This window comes from Geothrix oryzae (assembly GCF_030295385.1).
In the GTDB taxonomy this organism is placed as follows: Bacteria; Acidobacteriota; Holophagae; order Holophagales; family Holophagaceae; genus Geothrix; species Geothrix oryzae.
On sequence record NZ_AP027079.1, the window covers coordinates 735,884 to 751,383 of the forward strand.

The window sequence follows — 15,500 nt, forward strand, 5'->3', positions numbered from 1 at the left end:
CTCCTAGTTGGGGTCGTCGGAGGCGAGCTGCCTCCAGAATGCCGCAAACCCGCCGGGCTGCAAGGACACCTGCCCCAGCAGTTGCCGGGCCAGAAGCTGGAAGGCCTGGGCGGCGGGGCTCCGGGGGAAGAGATCCACCACGCCGCGCTGCTGGCGCACGGCCTGCAGGATGTGGGGGTCGTTGGGGATCATGCCCAGCACCTGGAGCTGTTTGCCGAGGAAGCGCTCCGTGGCTGCCTGGAGCTGATCGATGGTTTCCTGGGCCTCGTCGGAACTCTGGCCGTTGTTCACCAGCAGCCACAGCGGCTTGGAGGCCTCCCGCAGGTGCAGCACCTTCACCATGGCGTAGGCGTCCACCAGGCTGGTGGGCTCGGGCGTGGTCACCAGGATCACCTCCTGGGCGGCCATGAGGAGCTTGAGGACGGAATCGTGGATGCCAGCGGCGGTGTCGATGAGCAGCCAGTCCGCCGTCTCCGCCACCCGCTGGAGTCCCTGCACCAGCCGCAGCTCGCTCATGGTGTCGAGGCGGGTGAGTTCCTGGATGCCGCTGCTGGCGGGGATGATGCGGATGCCCATGGGGCCTTCCAGCAGGATCTCCTCGAGCACCTTCTCGCCCCGGAGCACATGCTCCAGGGTGAATTTCGGGGAGAGGCCCAGCAGGATGTCCAGGTTGGCCAGGCCGAAGTCCGCGTCCATGACCACGACCCGCTGGCCCTGCTGGGCGAGGGCGATGGCAAGGCCGGCCACCACATTGGTCTTGCCCACCCCGCCCTTGCCCGAAGTGATGGCCACGACGCGGGCGGCGAAGAGGGGTGCCTCGGGGCGCTGCCCCTGGGCCATGCTGCGGAGGCGGGATGCCTGGTCGCTGCTCATTCGGCCTCCTTCACGGTGGCAGGGAGGATGAGGTCGGCCACCCGGCGGCTGGTGGCCAGTTCCAGGGCCTCGGGCACTTCCTGGCCCGTGCCCAGGTAGCTGAGGGGCCGCTTGACGCGGACCAGGGTGCTGAGGATGGGGCCGTAGGTGGAGGTCTCGTCGAGCTTGGTGAAGAGCAGGCGGGTGGGATGCAGGGGCTCGTAGCGCGCGGCGATCTCGGCCAGATCGCGGGGCTTGGTGGTGGCCGACATCACGAGGTGGGTCTCCACCTCCGGCAGCTCGTCCAGCAGGCCGCGCAGCTGGCCCAGCGTCTCGGTGTCCTTGGGGCTGTGGCCGGGCGTGTCGATGAGCACCAGGGCGCGGTCCTGGTAGAAACGCAGGGCGCTGCGCAGGTCTTCCACCGTGAGGGCCACATGCAGGGGCACCTGCAGGATCTGGGCGTACTGCTGGAGCTGATCCACGGCCGCCATGCGGTAGGTGTCGAGGGTGAGCAGGGCCACCTTCTGCTTCAGGTGGAGCTGGGCGTAGGCGGCCAGCTTGGCCAGCGTCGTGGTCTTGCCCACGCCGGTGGGGCCCACGAGCGCGGCCACGCGCATCTTGCCGGGATCCAGCTGGATGGGAGGGGCCACGGGGATGAAGTCGGCGATGACCCGGCGGAGGAAGAGCCGCGCCCGCTCAGCGTCCACGGCGCCGGCGGCGGAGTCGCCATCCTGGTCCACGAGGGCCCGCTGGGCGTATTCGCAGAGCCGCAGGGCCACCAGCGGTTCCACATCGTTGGCCACCAGGTCGCCGTAGAGCTCCAGCAGGCTGGGGGGCAGGTGCAGCTGGGCTGGGGGCATGCCCTGGCGCTGGATGCGGCTCAGCAGCGCCTTCATCTGATCGAGTTCCTTCAGGATCGAGGCGTTGCGCTGATCGTTGTCCTTGAGGGCCGCCACGGCGCCCTTGATCTCCAGCAGCTCCCTCCGGAGTGGCTGCAGATCCATGGGGGGGGCCGGCGGGGCGACGGGGGGCCGGGCTGTGGATTGGGCCGGGGGTTGGGCCGAAGGCCGTGCTGGAGGCCGGGATGGCGCCGGTTCCAGGGAGGGGCGGAGGCCGTAGGTCAGGGAGGCGGGACTGCCGGCGGCGAGCGGCGGCGTCGCCAGCTTCGCGCCGGGCTGGGCCTCGTCCACGGCGGCCGTGACTTCGATGACGGCCTCCTCGCCCAGGCCCAGGGCCGAGGCCCGCCGCCGGGTCCGGGTGGAGAGGATGAAGGCCTCCTCGCCCATCTCCTTCTTCACGATGTCCAGGGCATCCTGCATGGATCCGGCTTCGAAGGTCTTCACGCGCATGGTCCACCCTTCACGAGTCGGTTCATGAAACAGTGCCCAGGTTCACGACGCGGACATCCATGGGCACCTCGCTGTGGCTCAGCACCACCAAGTGGGGCAGGGCCCGCTCCAGGAGGCGCCGCAGGTGGGGGCGCACGACGGGATTGGTCAGGAGCACCGGCTGGGCGCCGGGCAGGAGGGCCGCGATGCCATTGGCGATGCGGGTGAGCAGCTCCTGGGTGCGGCCCGGCTCCAGGGCCAGGAAGCTCCCGCGGTCCGTCTGCTCGATGCCGCCCTGGAGGGTCTGCTCGATCTGGGGATCGAGCACCAGCACGCCCAGCTCCCCGGTCTCGGACAGGTGCGGGCTCGTGAGCACGCGGCCCAGGGCCTGGCGGACATATTCGGTGATGAAGCCCACATCCTTGGTCATGGTGGCGGCATCGGCGGTGGCCTCGAGGATGCGGCCCAGATCCCGCACGGGCACGCGCTCCCGCAGGAGGTTGTGCATCACCTTCTGGAGGGTGGTCACGCTGACCACATTGGGGATGAGGTCATCCACCAGCCGCGGCGAGGTCTCCTTGAGGGTGTCGAGGAGGTGCTGGACCTCGGGCCGGCCCAGCAGGTCCGGCGCATGCTGCTTGATGAGTTCCGACAGGTGGGTGGTGAGCACGGTGGCGGGCTCCACCACCGTGTAGCCCAGCATCTGGGCCCGGTCCCGCTGGGCGTCGGGGATCCAGTAGGCCGGCAGGCCGAAGGCGGGCTCCGAGGTGGGCGTGCCGGCCAGGTCCTCCGTGGCGGTGCCGGGGTTCATGGCCAGGAACTGGGTGGGCTGCAGCTCGGCCCGGGCGATCTCCTCGCTTCGGAGCAGCAGGCGGTAGGTATGGGGGGGGAGCTGCAGGTTGTCGCGGATGCGCACGGGGGGCACCACGATGCCCAGCTCCTGGGCCATCTGGCGCCGCACGGCCTTGATGCGCTCCAGCACCGTGCCGCCCTGGTTCACATCGAGCAGGGGGATGAGGCTGTAGCCCACCTCCAGGCCCAGGGGGTCGACCTTGAGCAGGCCCTCGACCCGCTCCCCGCCCTCCGCGGCGGCGGCCTTCGCCTTTTCCGCGGCGGCGGCGGCCTCTTCGGCGCCGGGGGTCGGCTTCGGCAGCTTCCAGGCCGCATAGGCCATGACGCCGAAGACGGAGCCCATGACCCAGAAGGGGAAGAGGGGCAGGCCAGGAACGGCTCCGAAGAGGAAGAGGACCGAGGCGGCGATGGCCAGGGGACGGTGGTCTGCGCCCATCTGCCCCAGCACCTGACTGCCCAGGCCCGTGGCGTCGCTGCCGCTGCGGGTGGTGAGGATGGCACCGCCCACGCTGATGAGCAGGCTGGGGATCACCGTCACCAGACCGTCGCCCACCGTCAGCAGCGTGTAGACCTCCAGGGCCTGCGTCACGGGCAGGTTGTAGCGCACCACGCCGAGGATGATGCCCGCCACGATGTTGACGGCCAGGATGATCAGGGCCGCCACGGAGTCCCGCTGGGTGAACTTCACGGCGCCGTCCATGGCCCCGTAGAACCCGGCCTCCTCCTGGAGATCCTTGCGGCGCCGGCGGGCCTCCTGCTCGTCGATGTAGCCCGCGTTCAGGTCGGCGTCGATGGCCATCTGCTTGCCGGGCAGGGCGTCCAGGGTGAACCGGGCGGTCACTTCGGCGATGCGGCCCGCGCCGTGGTTGATCACCAGGAACTGGATGGCCAGGAGGATCAGGAAGACCACCAGGCCGATGACATAGCTGCCGCCCACCACGAACTGGCCGAAGGCCTTCACCATGTGGCCGGCGGCGTCCGCCCCCTGGTCCCCGGCGAAGAGGAGGATCCGGCGGGTGGTGGCCACATTGATGGCCAGACGGAAAAGCGTCACCACCAGCAGCACCGAGGGGTACGAGCTGAACTCCTTGGGACGGGGCACATACATGCCCACCATCAGGATCACCAGGCTCAGGGTGATGTTCAGGACGATGAGCAGGTCCAGCATGAAGGCCGGCAGGGGCAGGACCATCACCACCAGCACGATCATCACGAAAACGGGCGCAGCGAGGTCCGACCGCCGCGAGAGGCGGGCCATATATGGAAGCAGACGGTCCAGGAAGGTCAACATACCGACACCCGGGGGGTTCGGGGCGAGGGCTGTGCCAGCCGCACGGCCAGGGGCCTTGCCGGGCCCCCGGCGCTCCCGTCACCCGGGCCCATTACCCGGACCCATCACCCGGACTCGGGCCCCCGGTTCACCTTCAGTCCATCCCAGCGCTCCGGAGCGTGGAATTTCCAACGCCAACCGGCCCAGCTCACGCGCTGGAAGGTGACCCTTCCGGGCCAGGGTACGCGGTCGAGCCAGGTCAGGAGGGCCCGTTGCAGGCGGAGGCGCTGCTCGGGCCCCAGGGCCGTGTCGGCGCCCACCCAGGCCCCGGGACGCCGGGCCTTCACCTCCAGGAGCCGCAATTCCGGCCCCCGGCTGAGCAGCAGGTCCAGCTCATAGCGGCCCAGCTTCTGGCGCCAGGCCACCAGATCCCAGCCCCGGGCCCAGAACAGCCAGAGCGTCAGCCGCTCGGCACGGAGGCCCAGGCGGCGGGCCGCCTCACCGCGCCGCGTCACGGGAGAGTTCCAGGGCATAGAAGACGGTGTCCACCACCATGCGGGGGAATTCCGGAGGCAACGCCTCCGGCCCCACCGGCCGGAACCCGTTGCGCTCGTAGAAGCGGTGGGCCGCCCTCATGTGCGGCAGGGTGCCGAGCCAGAGGCCCGGAAGCCCCTGATTCCGGGCGTGGGCAAGCAGGGTATCCAGCAGGGCTTGGGCCAGGCCGCTGCCGCGGGCATCCCGGTGGAGGAACATCTTCCGCAGAGCCCCGCCACCCCCGGGCGTTTGGCCGAAGTCGATGAGGCCGAGGGTGCCGAGGACGCGGTCCCCCTCAAGGCCCACCCAGAAACCGCCTCGGCCAGCCTGGTAGACCTCGGGGATCCGACTCAGGTCCGGCTGATCCCCGGCGGTGATGGGAACGCCGAATTCCATCTGCTGGATGGGGAGGATCAGGTTGAGCACCTGCTCCTCCTGGCCCGTCCGGAAGGGTTGGATCACGAACGCCATGGGCGGCTACTCGTCCCGTCGGGGCAACAGCAGGCTGCGCTGGACGCGCTCGAGGTTGCCGTGGATCCGCACGATCTTCCAGGCGAGGACCATGGCGTAGCCCAGCCAGACCCAGAGCAGGCGCGGATCCACGGGGGTGCGCTTGAGGACATCGGTGCCCAGGTCCAGGCGGAGGCCCTGGAGGTACCACACCACCACCCCGAAGGCGATGAGCAGGTAGCCCCAGCGGATCCAGTAGGGGCGCAGCCCCTCCTTCACCTTCCAGCGGAGCAGCAGCCAGCGGTCGAAGCGCTCGCTCTTCTCCTCGGCGAAGTGCAGGGCCAGTAGCTGATCCACCAGGGGGGCGTAGCGGTGGACCTTCAGTTCCTGGATCTCCTCCTCGCCGTTCACCTTGCGCAGGAAGGCCGAGCGGATCTTTCCGACGCATTCCTCCCAGGGGGCCTCCTCCCGCTGCAGCGAGAGGTGCAGCCGCACCAGCCCCACCCAGAGCAGGGCCTGGGCCATCAGGACCACCCACAGGGACCAGCCCTGCCAGCCCTGGGTGCGGACGAGGTCGAGAAAACGGGTGAGATCCATGGAGGGAGTTTAGCCCGATCCGCTACCATGGCCGGGGTCGCCTGGATGGCGATGCGGAGGTTGCCAATGGGCGGGGAGGATCTGAAGACGGCGGCGGCCTGGGCCAAGGATCTGGGTGTGCCCGAGAAGAAGCTGAAGGACGCCCTCAAGACCGCGGGCATCGAGCCCGACGCCAAGAAGGGCGTGTGCGCCTACTACTCCAAGGTCTCCGCCGAGAGGGTGAAGAAGACCCTCAAGTAGGGGTCAGACCTTGCCCCAGGGCACTTCGCCGGCGGCGAGGAAGGTTTCGCCGTCCATGCCCCGGTCCTCGGCCCGCTGGAGGAGGTGCTGGAGGGCCTCGGCCGTGGCCTCGGCGTCCTGCAGGGCGCGGTGGGCCCGGGTGTTGGTGATGCCGAGGAAGGCGCAGAGCTCGGCGAGGCTGCGCCGGGGCAGCTCGGGAATGAGCTTCTTGGCCAGCAGGCGGGTGCAGATGAGCCGGTGGCGGCGCCAGACGCCTTCGGGCAGCCAGGCCTTGAGGAAGCTGCCGTCATAGGGCGCGTGGTGGGCCACCCAGATGCGGCCCTCCAGCTGCGGCGCCAGCTTCAGGGCCACCTGCTCCCAGGGCGGGGCGCCCGCCAGCATGGGCAGGCTGATGCCCGTGAGGCGCTGGATCTCCTCCGGGAGGAAGCCCTGGATGGAGGCCAGGCTGGAGTAGCGATCCTCCACCACCACGCCCGAGAGGCGCACCAGGCCGACCTCCGTGATCTCGGAGGGCTGGATGAACCGCCCGTCCTTGCCCCAGCGGGCCTTCGGGCTGCCCCCCGTGGTCTCCAGGTCCAGCACGGCGAACCGCAGTTCCCGGAGGGCGGGGGAGGCGGGCTCGAGGAGCGGCTCCTGCGTCATGCGCTGACCAGGGTCTTGAGCCCATCCCTGAAGAGCACATCGACCTTCTTGCCCAGGCGCCGCTGGACCCGCCCCAGGCCGAAGCTGGGGTGATCCATCCAGGCGCCTTCCTCCCAGCGCTCGGCGATGCTGTAGCGCCGGGCCTGGGCCCCGCCCTGCTCCTGCATCAGGACTTCCTGGAACTGGGAGACCAGCGAGCCCGGCCGGGGACCACCCGCCTTGGCGGCCGCGGGGATCCGCGGAGAACGGGGAAGGGGCTCGGGCTTGGCGACCCGGAACTTGTGCACGGAGCGGCAGTTTCCGCAGATGAGCTTGTCGGGCACGCCATTGGTCACGGTCAGGACCTGATGCCGCGTCTCGCCGCCGCAGCGCCCGCAAGGCGCATCCACATCCTGGCCGGCGTAGTAGATCTTCGTCATGCCACCAGACTAGCATCCACTGAGGAATGAGGTCAGCCCAGCAGCGCCTTCACCTGGTGGAGGCGCTGCTCTTTTTCCTCGGCCTGACCGCGCAGCTTGGCCACGGCAGCCTCGGGCGCCTTGGTGACGAAGCTGTCGTCGGCCAGGCGGGCGCGCAGGGGTTCGAGTTCCTTCTCGAGCTTGGCCAACTCCTTTTCGAGCTTGGCCTTTTCGGCGGCGGGATCCTTGAGGCCCGCCAGCTCCAGGGCCACGGCTCCTCCCGCCACCACGGCCACGGCGCGCGTGGGCGAGGCGATGTCCCCCAGGGTGAAGGCCACCGATTCCAGCCGGGCGATGGATTTCAGGGCCTCGGCAAAGGGCTCCAGCTCGGTGATGGAACAGAGCGCCGGCACCCGCTTGGCGGGATCCACGCCCTGCTCGGCCTTGAGACGAAGGATGGCCGACAGCACTTCCTGGAACCGGGGGATGATGGCGGCGTCGCCGCCGCGGATCTGGAGGATCTTCTCGTCCACGGGCCAGGAGCGCTGGGCCAGGAGGCGCGGCTCTCCCGCGGGCAGGCGCCCGTCCATCATCGCCTCGTGGATCTCCTCGGTCAGGAAGGGCACGAAGGGATGCAGGGCCCGGAGCAGGAGGTCGAGGAAGTGGAGGATGGTGGCCTTCTGGCCCTTGGTTCCGCTCTGGAGCTGCACCTTGGCCAGCTCGATGTAGGTGGCGCAGAAATCATCCCAGACCAGGTGGTAGAGGCGGTCCGCCGCCTCGTGGAATCGGAAGGCCTCGATGGCTTCCGTGATGGAGGTGAGTTCCTCCCGCAGCCTCCCCACCATCCAGAATTCGGCTTCACCGAATTCCGGCGCCGTATCCAGCGTGATGGACTCATCCAGGTTCATCTGCACGAACCGTGAAGCGTTCCACAGCTTGTTGCAGAAGTTCCGGCTGGCCTCGAGGCGCGCGGTGCTCATGGCGATGTCCGTGCCCGGCGCGGCCATGATGGCCAGCGAGAAGCGAAGGGCGTCCGTGCCGTACTCCTCCATCACCTCCAGGGGGTCGATGACATTGCCCTTGGTCTTGCTCATTTTCTGGCCGCTGGCGTCGCGCACGAGGCTATTGAAGTAGACCTTGCGGAAGGGCACCTCGCCCATCCAGGTGAGGCCCGCCATGGCCATGCGCGCCACCCAGAAGAACAGGATGTCGTAGCCCGTGATGAGCACGCTGGTGGGGTAGTAGCGCTTCAGCTCTTCGGTTTCATCGGGCCAGCCGAAGACGCTGAAGGGCCACAGGGCCGAGCTGAACCAGGTGTCCAAGGTGTCCGGGTCCTGCTTCAGTTCGCCTGCTCCGCACGCGCAGCAGGCGGAGGGCCGCTCCATCTCCACATGGAGTTCCCCGCAGGATGCGCAGGTCCAGGCCGGGATGCGGTGGCCCCAGACCAGCTGGCGGCTGATGCACCAGTCCTGGATGTTGGTGAGCCAGTGGTTCCACACGGCCGTGTGGTGCTCGGGCGTGAACTGGATGGCGCCGGAGTTGACGGCGTCGAGCGCCTTGGCGGCGGCATCTTTGACATCCATGAACCACTGCTCGCTGACCAGCGGCTCCAGCACGGCGCCGCTACGGTCGCTGAGGCTGATCTTGTGGGTGTAGTCCTCCACCTTCACGAGGAAGCCCTGTTCCTCCAGATCCGCCACCACGCGCTTGCGGGCCTCGAAGCGGTCCAGGCCCGCATAGGCCCCGGCGGCGGCGGTCATCTTGGCGTCGAAACCGATGATGGTGATGGACTCCAGCTTCAGGCGCTGGCCCGCGGCGAAGTCGTTGGGATCGTGGGCCGGCGTCACCTTCACGCAGCCCGTGCCGAAGGCGGGATCCACGAAGCTGTCGGCCACCACCGGGATCTGGCGGCCCGTGAGCGGATGGTTCATGAGCTTGCCGATCATGCCCTGGTAGCGCGCGTCATCGGGATGCACGGCCACGGCCGTATCGCCCAGCATGGTCTCAGGCCGGGTGGTGGCGACGACCACATCGCCGCTGCCATCGGCCAGGGGGTAGCGCAGGTGCCAGAGCTTGCCGCGACGCTCCTCGTATTTCACTTCCAGGTCGCTGAGGGCGGTCTGCAGGGCCGGATCCCACTGGATCATGCGGGGGCCGCGGTAGATGCGGCCGGCCTTGTAGCTTTCCACGAAGACCTTGCGCACGGCCTTGTTGAGGGAGGGGTCCAGCGTGAAGCGGTTGCGGGTCCAGTCCACGGAGCAGCCCAGGCGCTTCAGCTGGTGCTCGATGGCGCCCTGGTTCTTCTCCTTCCAGTCCCAGATGCGCTTTTCGAAGGCATCCCGGCCCAGCTGGTGGCGGTCCGTGCCTTCGGCCTTCAGTTGGCGCTCAACCATCATCTGCGTGGCGATGCCCGCGTGGTCCGTGCCGGGCACCCAGAGGGCGTCGAAGCCCTGGGCCCGCTTGAAGCGCGTGAGCACATCGTGGAGCGTGTTCACCAGGGCATGGCCCATGTGCAGGTTGCCCGTGATGTTGGGCGGCGGGATCACGATGGACCAGGGCGCCTTGCCGCTGGCGGGAGCGGCCTCGAAGGCCCTGGATTCTTCCCAGACCTCGTACCAGCGCGTCTGCGCCGTCCTGAAGTCGAAAGCCTTGTCCATCTCTCGCATTGCCATCCTTGTCTTGGCCTTTCCCGGCTCCAAATCGGCGTGGCCGATTTGGAGTAGGTGATATGGGACTTCCTAGGATCAGCCAGCCCAATGGGCCAGTTTACCCGTGGAAGGAGAAGGCTTCCAGGCGGGGAAGCCGGGGAGTCGGCCGTCGTCATAAATACGATATGATGGTCATCATTCGTCCATGACGGGACGGGAGGCCTCATGAATCCTCGTCGGATCGCCGCTTTGGGGGTGCTAGGCCTCCTGGTTGCAGGGATCTGCGCCGGGCAGGAGCGGCCGCTGGTCGCTCCCCACGCCAAGGCGAAGGTGATCTGCACCGACTGTCACCAGAAGGAGAAGCCCACCACGGCGGCGGTGCCGGACGAGGCCTGCATGGTCTGTCACGGTGACTACCCGGCCATGAAGGCGCTGACGAAGGATGCCAAGCCCAACCCCCACGCCTCGCCGCACGACCCGATCCTTTGCACGGAATGCCACCGGCAGCACAAGCCGCCGGTGGTGAAGTGCCTGGAATGCCATGAGGGGAAGTTCACCTTCAAGATCAAGTGACCGCCCAGGGATGACAAGATGGGAGGGTTCCAGTGAGCGCCCCATGCCATTCCGATGCCTTATCGTCTCTTCGGCCCTGATCCTCGGGGCGGTTCCCGCCAGGGCGGGGGCCTTGCTTGAAGGGCGGGTGCTGCCCTACCGCCAGGTGGAGGTCAGTGCGCCGGTTTCGAGCCGGATCACGGAGATGCGCGTGAAGGAGGGTGAGGTCGTGAAGGCGGGCCAGCCCCTGGCCCTGCTCTACGGGAAGCTGGAGGAACTGGAGATGCAGCGGGCCAAGGCCCTGCTGGAGCGCCGGGAGTTCGAGGCCAGGGGGGCCAAGCGCCTCTACGACAACAAGGTCATTCCCGAGGCCAGGGCCCTGGAATCGCGCATCGATCTGGAGCTGGCGCGCCTTCAATACGAGACGGCGGCGGAGCAGGTGAGGATCCGCACCATCGTGGCTCCCATGGATGGGGTGGTGGTGACCCGCCATCACGAGGAGGGCGAGGCGGTCTCCGGGGGCCAGCCGATGTTCCGCCTCATGGATCTGAGCCGGGTGGTGATCCAGTGTGCCGCGAGTCAAGACGCTCTCGCCGCGCTCGCACCCGGGCGGAGAGTCTCGGTGCGCTTCCCCGACCCCGGGGGTTCCGCGAGCGCCGAGGGAGAGGTGGTCCTGGTGGATCCCTGCACGGATGCGGCAGGCAAAGTCCGCGTGAAGGTGGTGGTGGCGAATCCGGAGGGACGGATCCGTGCCGGGCTCCGGGCCCAGGTACTGGCCCCCGAAGGTCCCTGAGGAACCCCTGGGGCTGCGGTCCCTGGCTCTCGATGCCGTCAGAGCTTCTTGTGGGTCCCGTCGCACATGGGCTTGGTGCCGCTCTGCTTGCAGCCGCAGAACCACTTGGTTCCGGTCACATCGGCGGTGTAGGCCATGGGCGTGAAGGGGCCGCCCTTGTGGGAGCCATCACAGAAGGGCTGCTTCTGGCTGTGGCCGCAGGCGCACCAGTGGTAGGTCTTGCCCGCCTCGACCTCCACCTGGTAGGGGCCCTTCTGGGCGATGTGGGGCTTCGAATCCGACATGGCGGTCCTCCTGCTGGGGTGCCTGGCGTGGATGGAGGAAACCATCATAACGCCGGCCACCAGGTCGGCTCAGTCGCCCTGCTGCCGCTCCCACATCTCTTCCCACTCCAGGTCAGTCCACCACTCGGCTTCGAGGCCATCGCAGGTGGTGCCGTAGGAGGGGCAGGCGATGCAGCCGTCTCCCCGATGGACTTCCGCGTCGTGCTGGGGCGGGTGGACGGCCACCAGGTCCTTCCCGGCCTCCCAGGCCAGGGTTTCTTCCGCGGTCATGGGGCGGGAGGGCAGGTCCCGCACATGGAAGCGCCGCAGGCGCTCCTCCCCTTCGGGGAACATGACGGAGTTTTCGGCGTCGATGTGGCGCCAGAGGGAGCGGCTGTAGTCCACCGCCAGGGCCTCCATGCGGTGGAGGTCCGCCGCCGACGGCGCGGGCGCGGCCAGCAGGCCCTCCAGGCCGTCCAGCAGGCCGGTCATGCGCCGGTGCTCGCCCGTCAGCGCGGCGATGGGTCCCCGATCCGCCGGGAGCTCGGCCCGCTCGGCCAGGGCGCGGAAGAGGACCTCCTCCTCCTTGTGGTGGTGGAAGTCACCGGCGTAGCGCCGGAAGAAGGCCATGAAGCGGGCGCCGTCGGCGGGATCGCCCTGACCCGCCAGGCGGGCGGTCACGAAGGCCCGGAGGGAGCCCAGCACCTGCTCGATGAGCTCGTGTTCCCGGCGGAGGTCGTCGATGAGCTGCATGTCACACCCGGGCCGGGGCGCCCTCCACCCGCATGCCCAGGGCGTTCAGCAGCCAGTGGTCGTGGTTGCCGCCAGGGTTGGGGGTGGTGAGCAGCTTTTCGCCGGTGAAGATGCTGTTGGCGCCCGCGAAGAAGCAGAGGGCCTGCAGCTCGTCGCTCATCTGCGTGCGGCCGGCGCTGAGCCGGATGCGGCTCTTGGGGAAGAGAATGCGGGCCGTGGCGATCATGCGCACCAGCTCCAGCGGGGGCAGGGGATCCACATCCGCCAGGGGCGTGCCGTCCACGGCCACGAACTGGTTGATGGGGATGCTCTCCGGAGCGGGCTCCAGCTCCGTCAGCTCCTGCAGGAAGTGAATGCGCTGATCCACCGTCTCGCCCATGCCCACGATGCCGCCGGAACAGACTTCGAGCCCCGCGGCGCGCACGGCCTGGATGGTCTCCAGGCGCTCGTCGAACTTGCGGGTGTGGATGATGGTCTCGTAGAAGTCGCGGCTGCTGTCGATGTTGTGGTTGTAGACCTGGCAGCCGGCGGCCTTCAGGCGCTTGGCCTGGGGCTCGTTGAGCATGCCGAGGGTGACGCAGACCTCCATGCCCATGGTGGACACGCCCTGCACCATGTCCAACACCGCGTCGAAGTTCGCGTCGTCCTTCACCTCGCGCCAGGCGGCGCCCATGCAGTAGCGGGTGGAACCGTTCGCCTTGGCCTCGGCGGCCCCCGCCAGGACCTTCTGGACATCCTTCAGCGGCTCGACCTTCAAGTCGGTCTGGTAGCGGGCGCTCTGGGGGCAGTAGGCGCAGTCCTCGGGACAGGCGCCGGTCTTGATGGAATCCAGCGTGCAGAACTGGATCTCTTCGGCATTCCAGTGCTGCCGGTGGGCCGTGGCGGCCCGGTACAGAAGCTCGGGAACCGGCAGATCGTGGATGGCGCGGATGTCGCCGGGCGTCATGGACATGGTGGGGGCTCGCAAAGAGCCCATTCTACATAAGACCAATATGTGGGATTTATGGACCTTGGGATCAGCTATTGATCTGCACTGGTCTGTGGTGGAGTTGGGATTCTGCCCATACTTGTCCGCGGAAACCCGGGGTAGACGGGTGGTCCTGAGACCGGGGCCCGCGTGCTAGATTGAAAGGCTTGAAAATGGTCCAGAACCCCTTGTGAGGAATGCCTTTGGCCGCCCACCTCGACCTGTCCGCACCCTCGACGACCCTGACCCGCGAGCAGCGGGTGGGGCTCTACCGCACGATCTACGCCGCCCGCCGCATCGACGACAAGGAGATCACGGGCAAGCGCCAGAACAAGGTCTACTTCCAGATCAACGGCGTGGGCCACGAGGCCGTGCAGGCCGCGGCCGCCATGGTGTTCCGCCCCGGCCACGACTGGTTCTTCTTCTACTACCGCGACCGGGCCCTGGCCTACGGGCTGGGCTACACGGCCAAGGAGATGTTCCTGGGCTCCGTGGGCGCTGTGGACGACCCCGCCAGCGGCGGCCGCCAGATGCCCAGCCACTGGGGGCACAAGGGCCTCAACATCTACACGACCTCCAGCCCGACCGGCAGCCAGTTCCTCCAGGCCGTGGGGGCCGTGGAGGCGGTGGTGCGCGCCGAGCAGAGCGGCCTCACCGAAGCGCTTGGCATCCATTCCGACGAGGTGGCCCTGGTCACCACGGGGGACGGCACCTGCAGCCAGGGCGAGTTCTGGGAGGCCATCAGCAACGCCGTGAACCTGAAGGCGCCCGTGGTCTTCCTGGTGGAGGACAACGGCTACGCCATCAGCACGCCCAGCGAGGTCCAGTATCCCGGCGGCAATGTGGCGGCCCTGGTCCAGGGCTACGAGGCTCACGGCCTGTTGATCCTGGACGAGGTGGACGGCTGCGACCCCATCGCCAGCTACGAGGCCCTGAAGGCCGCCGCGGACCATGCCCGGGCCCGCAAGGGGCCGGCCCTGGTGCGGGCCAAGGTCATCCGTCCCTACAGCCATTCGCTGTCCGACGACGAGCAGCTCTACAAGTCGAAGGCCCAGCGGGAGGCCGAGGCGCAGCGGGATCCGGTGGTCACCTACGCGGCCCGGCTGGTGGCGGGCGGCGACCTCAGCGAAGCCCAGCTGCAGATGCTGAAGGAAGAAGTCCAGGTCGAGATCGACGCGGCCTGGGAGGAGGCGGACGCCGCGCCGAGGCCCGAGCCCGGGAGCTATTACCGGCACCTCTACAGCGAGGAGGTCGATCCGACCTCCTCGGACTTCGATACCGAGCACGCCTCCGGTGATCAGGCCACGGGCGCCAAGACGATGATCGATCTCATCAACGCCACGCTGAAGCACGAGATGGCCCGGGATCCGCGCATCCTGGTCTTCGGCGAGGATGTGGCCGACGCCAGCCGGGAGGAAATCCTCGGCGAGGTGAAGGGCAAGGGCGGGGTCTTCAAGGCCACCCACGGCCTGCAGAAGCAGTTCGGCGCCCACCGCGTGTTCAATTCCCCCCTGGCAGAGGCCACCATCATCGGCCGCGCCATCGGGCTGTCCGCCCGGGGCCTCAAGCCCGTGGTGGAGATCCAGTTCTTCGACTACATCTGGCCGGCCATGCAGCAGCTCCGCGACGAGCTGGCCAACATTCGCTGGCGCTCCAACGGCGCCTTCAAGAGCCCCATGGTGGTGCGGGTGCCCATCGCGGGCTACCTCATGGGCGGGGCCACCTACCACAGCCAGTGCGGCGAAAGCACCTTCACGCACATTCCCGGCCTGCGCGTGGTCTGCCCCAGCACGGCCCTGGACGCCGCGGGTCTGCTGCGCACGGCCATCCGCTGCGACGATCCGGTACTCTTCCTGGAGCCCAAGCACCTCTACCGCCAGACCCACAACAAAGGCAACGACCCGGGGCCCGATTTCATGATCCCCTTCGGCAAGGCCCGCACGGTGCGGGAAGGGTCGAGCCTATCGGTCATCACCTACGGCAACACCGTCCACCGGGCCGTGCAGGCCGCCCGGGAGGCGGAGAAGGAGGGCATCTCCGTCGAGATCCTCGACCTCCGCACGCTGAATCCCTACGACTGGGCCGCCATCGAGCGCACGGTGAAGAAGACCCACCGCGTGATCGTGGCCCACGAGGACACCCTCAGCTGGGGCTACGGCAGCGAGATCGCGGCCCGCATCGCCGACGAGCTGTTCTTCCACCTGGACGCCCCCGTGCGCCGGGTGGCGGCCAAGGATACCTGGGTGGCCTACTACCCGGCCCTGGAGGACGAGATCCTGCCCCAGCCCAAGGATTTCCTTGAGGCCTATCGGAAGCTCATCTCCATCTGAAACTCCACTCGCGGGTGATTTCAGGCGATAG

General features: G+C 68.3%; 16 protein-coding genes. 4 read left to right on the forward strand and 12 right to left on the reverse strand.

From position 1 onward, the window contains the following. Window positions 1-3: 3 nt before the first annotated feature. From QUD34_RS03365 to QUD34_RS03390, 6 genes are all read right to left on the reverse strand, one after another. Window positions 4-873, reverse strand: coding sequence for a MinD/ParA family protein (locus QUD34_RS03365; RefSeq protein ID WP_286355186.1), 870 nt, complete (start codon window positions 871-873; stop codon window positions 4-6). Beyond that, on the reverse strand, window positions 870-2,201 hold the full coding sequence (flhF, locus tag QUD34_RS03370) for a flagellar biosynthesis GTPase FlhF (RefSeq protein ID WP_286355187.1): 1,332 nt from the start codon (window positions 2,199-2,201) through the stop codon (window positions 870-872). Before flhF ends, QUD34_RS03365 begins: the two co-directional genes overlap by 4 nt. Window positions 2,202-2,223: 22 nt before the next feature. Continuing rightward, on the reverse strand, window positions 2,224-4,323 hold the full coding sequence (flhA, locus tag QUD34_RS03375) for a flagellar biosynthesis protein FlhA (RefSeq protein ID WP_286355188.1): 2,100 nt from the start codon (window positions 4,321-4,323) through the stop codon (window positions 2,224-2,226). Between the two features lie 104 nt (window positions 4,324-4,427). After that, a complete protein-coding gene (locus QUD34_RS03380; protein WP_286355189.1) occupies window positions 4,428-4,817 on the reverse strand; it encodes a YraN family protein in 390 nt (129 codons plus the stop codon). Beyond that, window positions 4,801-5,307 (reverse strand): GNAT family N-acetyltransferase, encoded by a 507-nt coding sequence (locus QUD34_RS03385; RefSeq protein ID WP_286355190.1) that lies wholly within the window; start codon window positions 5,305-5,307, stop codon window positions 4,801-4,803. Before QUD34_RS03385 ends, QUD34_RS03380 begins: the two co-directional genes overlap by 17 nt. A 6-nt stretch (window positions 5,308-5,313) precedes the next feature. Further along, window positions 5,314-5,883: a hypothetical protein gene (locus tag QUD34_RS03390; RefSeq protein ID WP_286355191.1), complete on the reverse strand. Its 570-nt coding sequence runs from the start codon at window positions 5,881-5,883 to the stop codon at window positions 5,314-5,316. A 51-nt stretch (window positions 5,884-5,934) separates the two neighbouring features. On the opposite strand from QUD34_RS03390, the gene QUD34_RS03395 reads away from it, so the two are divergent. Continuing rightward, the gene (locus tag QUD34_RS03395; RefSeq protein WP_286355192.1) at window positions 5,935-6,123 is read left to right on the forward strand and encodes a hypothetical protein; all 189 of its coding nucleotides are present in this window, start codon (window positions 5,935-5,937) and stop codon (window positions 6,121-6,123) included. Window positions 6,124-6,126: 3 nt separating this feature from the next. Here the strand turns inward: QUD34_RS03395 and QUD34_RS03400 are convergent, their stop codons facing one another. From QUD34_RS03400 to QUD34_RS03410, 3 genes are read right to left on the reverse strand one after another with little or no spacing between them, the layout of a single operon-like run. Then, entirely contained in the window at window positions 6,127-6,765 is a 639-nt protein-coding gene (locus QUD34_RS03400; RefSeq protein WP_286355193.1) for a 3'-5' exonuclease, read from the reverse strand. After that, a complete protein-coding gene (locus QUD34_RS03405; protein ID WP_286355194.1) occupies window positions 6,762-7,184 on the reverse strand; it encodes a hypothetical protein in 423 nt (140 codons plus the stop codon). Before QUD34_RS03405 ends, QUD34_RS03400 begins: the two co-directional genes overlap by 4 nt. Before the next feature lie 32 nt (window positions 7,185-7,216). Continuing rightward, entirely contained in the window at window positions 7,217-9,820 is a 2,604-nt protein-coding gene (locus tag QUD34_RS03410) for a valine--tRNA ligase (RefSeq protein ID WP_286355195.1), read from the reverse strand. A 216-nt stretch (window positions 9,821-10,036) separates the two neighbouring features. Here QUD34_RS03410 and QUD34_RS03415 point away from each other — a divergent pair, with 216 nt between their 5' ends. Then, window positions 10,037-10,384 (forward strand): cytochrome c3 family protein, encoded by a 348-nt coding sequence (locus tag QUD34_RS03415; RefSeq protein ID WP_286355196.1) that lies wholly within the window; start codon window positions 10,037-10,039, stop codon window positions 10,382-10,384. A gap of 43 nt (window positions 10,385-10,427) precedes the next feature. Further along, window positions 10,428-11,156: an efflux RND transporter periplasmic adaptor subunit gene (locus QUD34_RS03420; RefSeq protein WP_286355197.1), complete on the forward strand. Its 729-nt coding sequence runs from the start codon at window positions 10,428-10,430 to the stop codon at window positions 11,154-11,156. Between the two features lie 38 nt (window positions 11,157-11,194). Here QUD34_RS03420 and QUD34_RS03425 read toward each other — a convergent pair whose 3' ends face one another. The 3 genes from QUD34_RS03425 to bioB form a co-directional block, all read right to left on the reverse strand. Then, window positions 11,195-11,440 (reverse strand): CDGSH iron-sulfur domain-containing protein, encoded by a 246-nt coding sequence (locus tag QUD34_RS03425; RefSeq protein WP_286355198.1) that lies wholly within the window; start codon window positions 11,438-11,440, stop codon window positions 11,195-11,197. Between the two features lie 69 nt (window positions 11,441-11,509). Continuing rightward, a complete protein-coding gene (locus QUD34_RS03430; protein ID WP_286355199.1) occupies window positions 11,510-12,172 on the reverse strand; it encodes a hemerythrin domain-containing protein in 663 nt (220 codons plus the stop codon). Window position 12,173: 1 nt separating this feature from the next. Further along, the gene (bioB, locus tag QUD34_RS03435) at window positions 12,174-13,124 is read right to left on the reverse strand and encodes a biotin synthase BioB (RefSeq protein ID WP_286355200.1); all 951 of its coding nucleotides are present in this window, start codon (window positions 13,122-13,124) and stop codon (window positions 12,174-12,176) included. A 218-nt stretch (window positions 13,125-13,342) separates the two neighbouring features. Here bioB and QUD34_RS03440 point away from each other — a divergent pair, with 218 nt between their 5' ends. Further along, on the forward strand, window positions 13,343-15,469 hold the full coding sequence (locus QUD34_RS03440) for an alpha-ketoacid dehydrogenase subunit alpha/beta (RefSeq protein ID WP_286355201.1): 2,127 nt from the start codon (window positions 13,343-13,345) through the stop codon (window positions 15,467-15,469). Window positions 15,470-15,500 lie beyond the last annotated feature (31 nt).

Coding starts and splice junctions, on each gene's coding strand:
- QUD34_RS03365 (WP_286355186.1), bottom strand. CDS start 873: ATGAGCAGCGACCAGGCATCCCGCCTCCGCAGCATGGCCCAGGGGCAG.
- flhF (WP_286355187.1), bottom strand. CDS start 2,201: ATGCGCGTGAAGACCTTCGAAGCCGGATCCATGCAGGATGCCCTGGAC.
- flhA (WP_286355188.1), bottom strand. CDS start 4,323: ATGTTGACCTTCCTGGACCGTCTGCTTCCATATATGGCCCGCCTCTCG.
- QUD34_RS03385 (WP_286355190.1), bottom strand. CDS start 5,307: ATGGCGTTCGTGATCCAACCCTTCCGGACGGGCCAGGAGGAGCAGGTG.
- QUD34_RS03390 (WP_286355191.1), bottom strand. CDS start 5,883: ATGGATCTCACCCGTTTTCTCGACCTCGTCCGCACCCAGGGCTGGCAG.
- QUD34_RS03395 (WP_286355192.1), top strand. CDS start 5,935: ATGCGGAGGTTGCCAATGGGCGGGGAGGATCTGAAGACGGCGGCGGCC.
- QUD34_RS03400 (WP_286355193.1), bottom strand. CDS start 6,765: ATGACGCAGGAGCCGCTCCTCGAGCCCGCCTCCCCCGCCCTCCGGGAA.
- QUD34_RS03405 (WP_286355194.1), bottom strand. CDS start 7,184: ATGACGAAGATCTACTACGCCGGCCAGGATGTGGATGCGCCTTGCGGG.
- QUD34_RS03410 (WP_286355195.1), bottom strand. CDS start 9,820: ATGGACAAGGCTTTCGACTTCAGGACGGCGCAGACGCGCTGGTACGAG.
- QUD34_RS03415 (WP_286355196.1), top strand. CDS start 10,037: ATGAATCCTCGTCGGATCGCCGCTTTGGGGGTGCTAGGCCTCCTGGTT.
- QUD34_RS03420 (WP_286355197.1), top strand. CDS start 10,428: ATGCCATTCCGATGCCTTATCGTCTCTTCGGCCCTGATCCTCGGGGCG.
- QUD34_RS03425 (WP_286355198.1), bottom strand. CDS start 11,440: ATGTCGGATTCGAAGCCCCACATCGCCCAGAAGGGCCCCTACCAGGTG.
- QUD34_RS03430 (WP_286355199.1), bottom strand. CDS start 12,172: ATGCAGCTCATCGACGACCTCCGCCGGGAACACGAGCTCATCGAGCAG.
- bioB (WP_286355200.1), bottom strand. CDS start 13,124: ATGTCCATGACGCCCGGCGACATCCGCGCCATCCACGATCTGCCGGTT.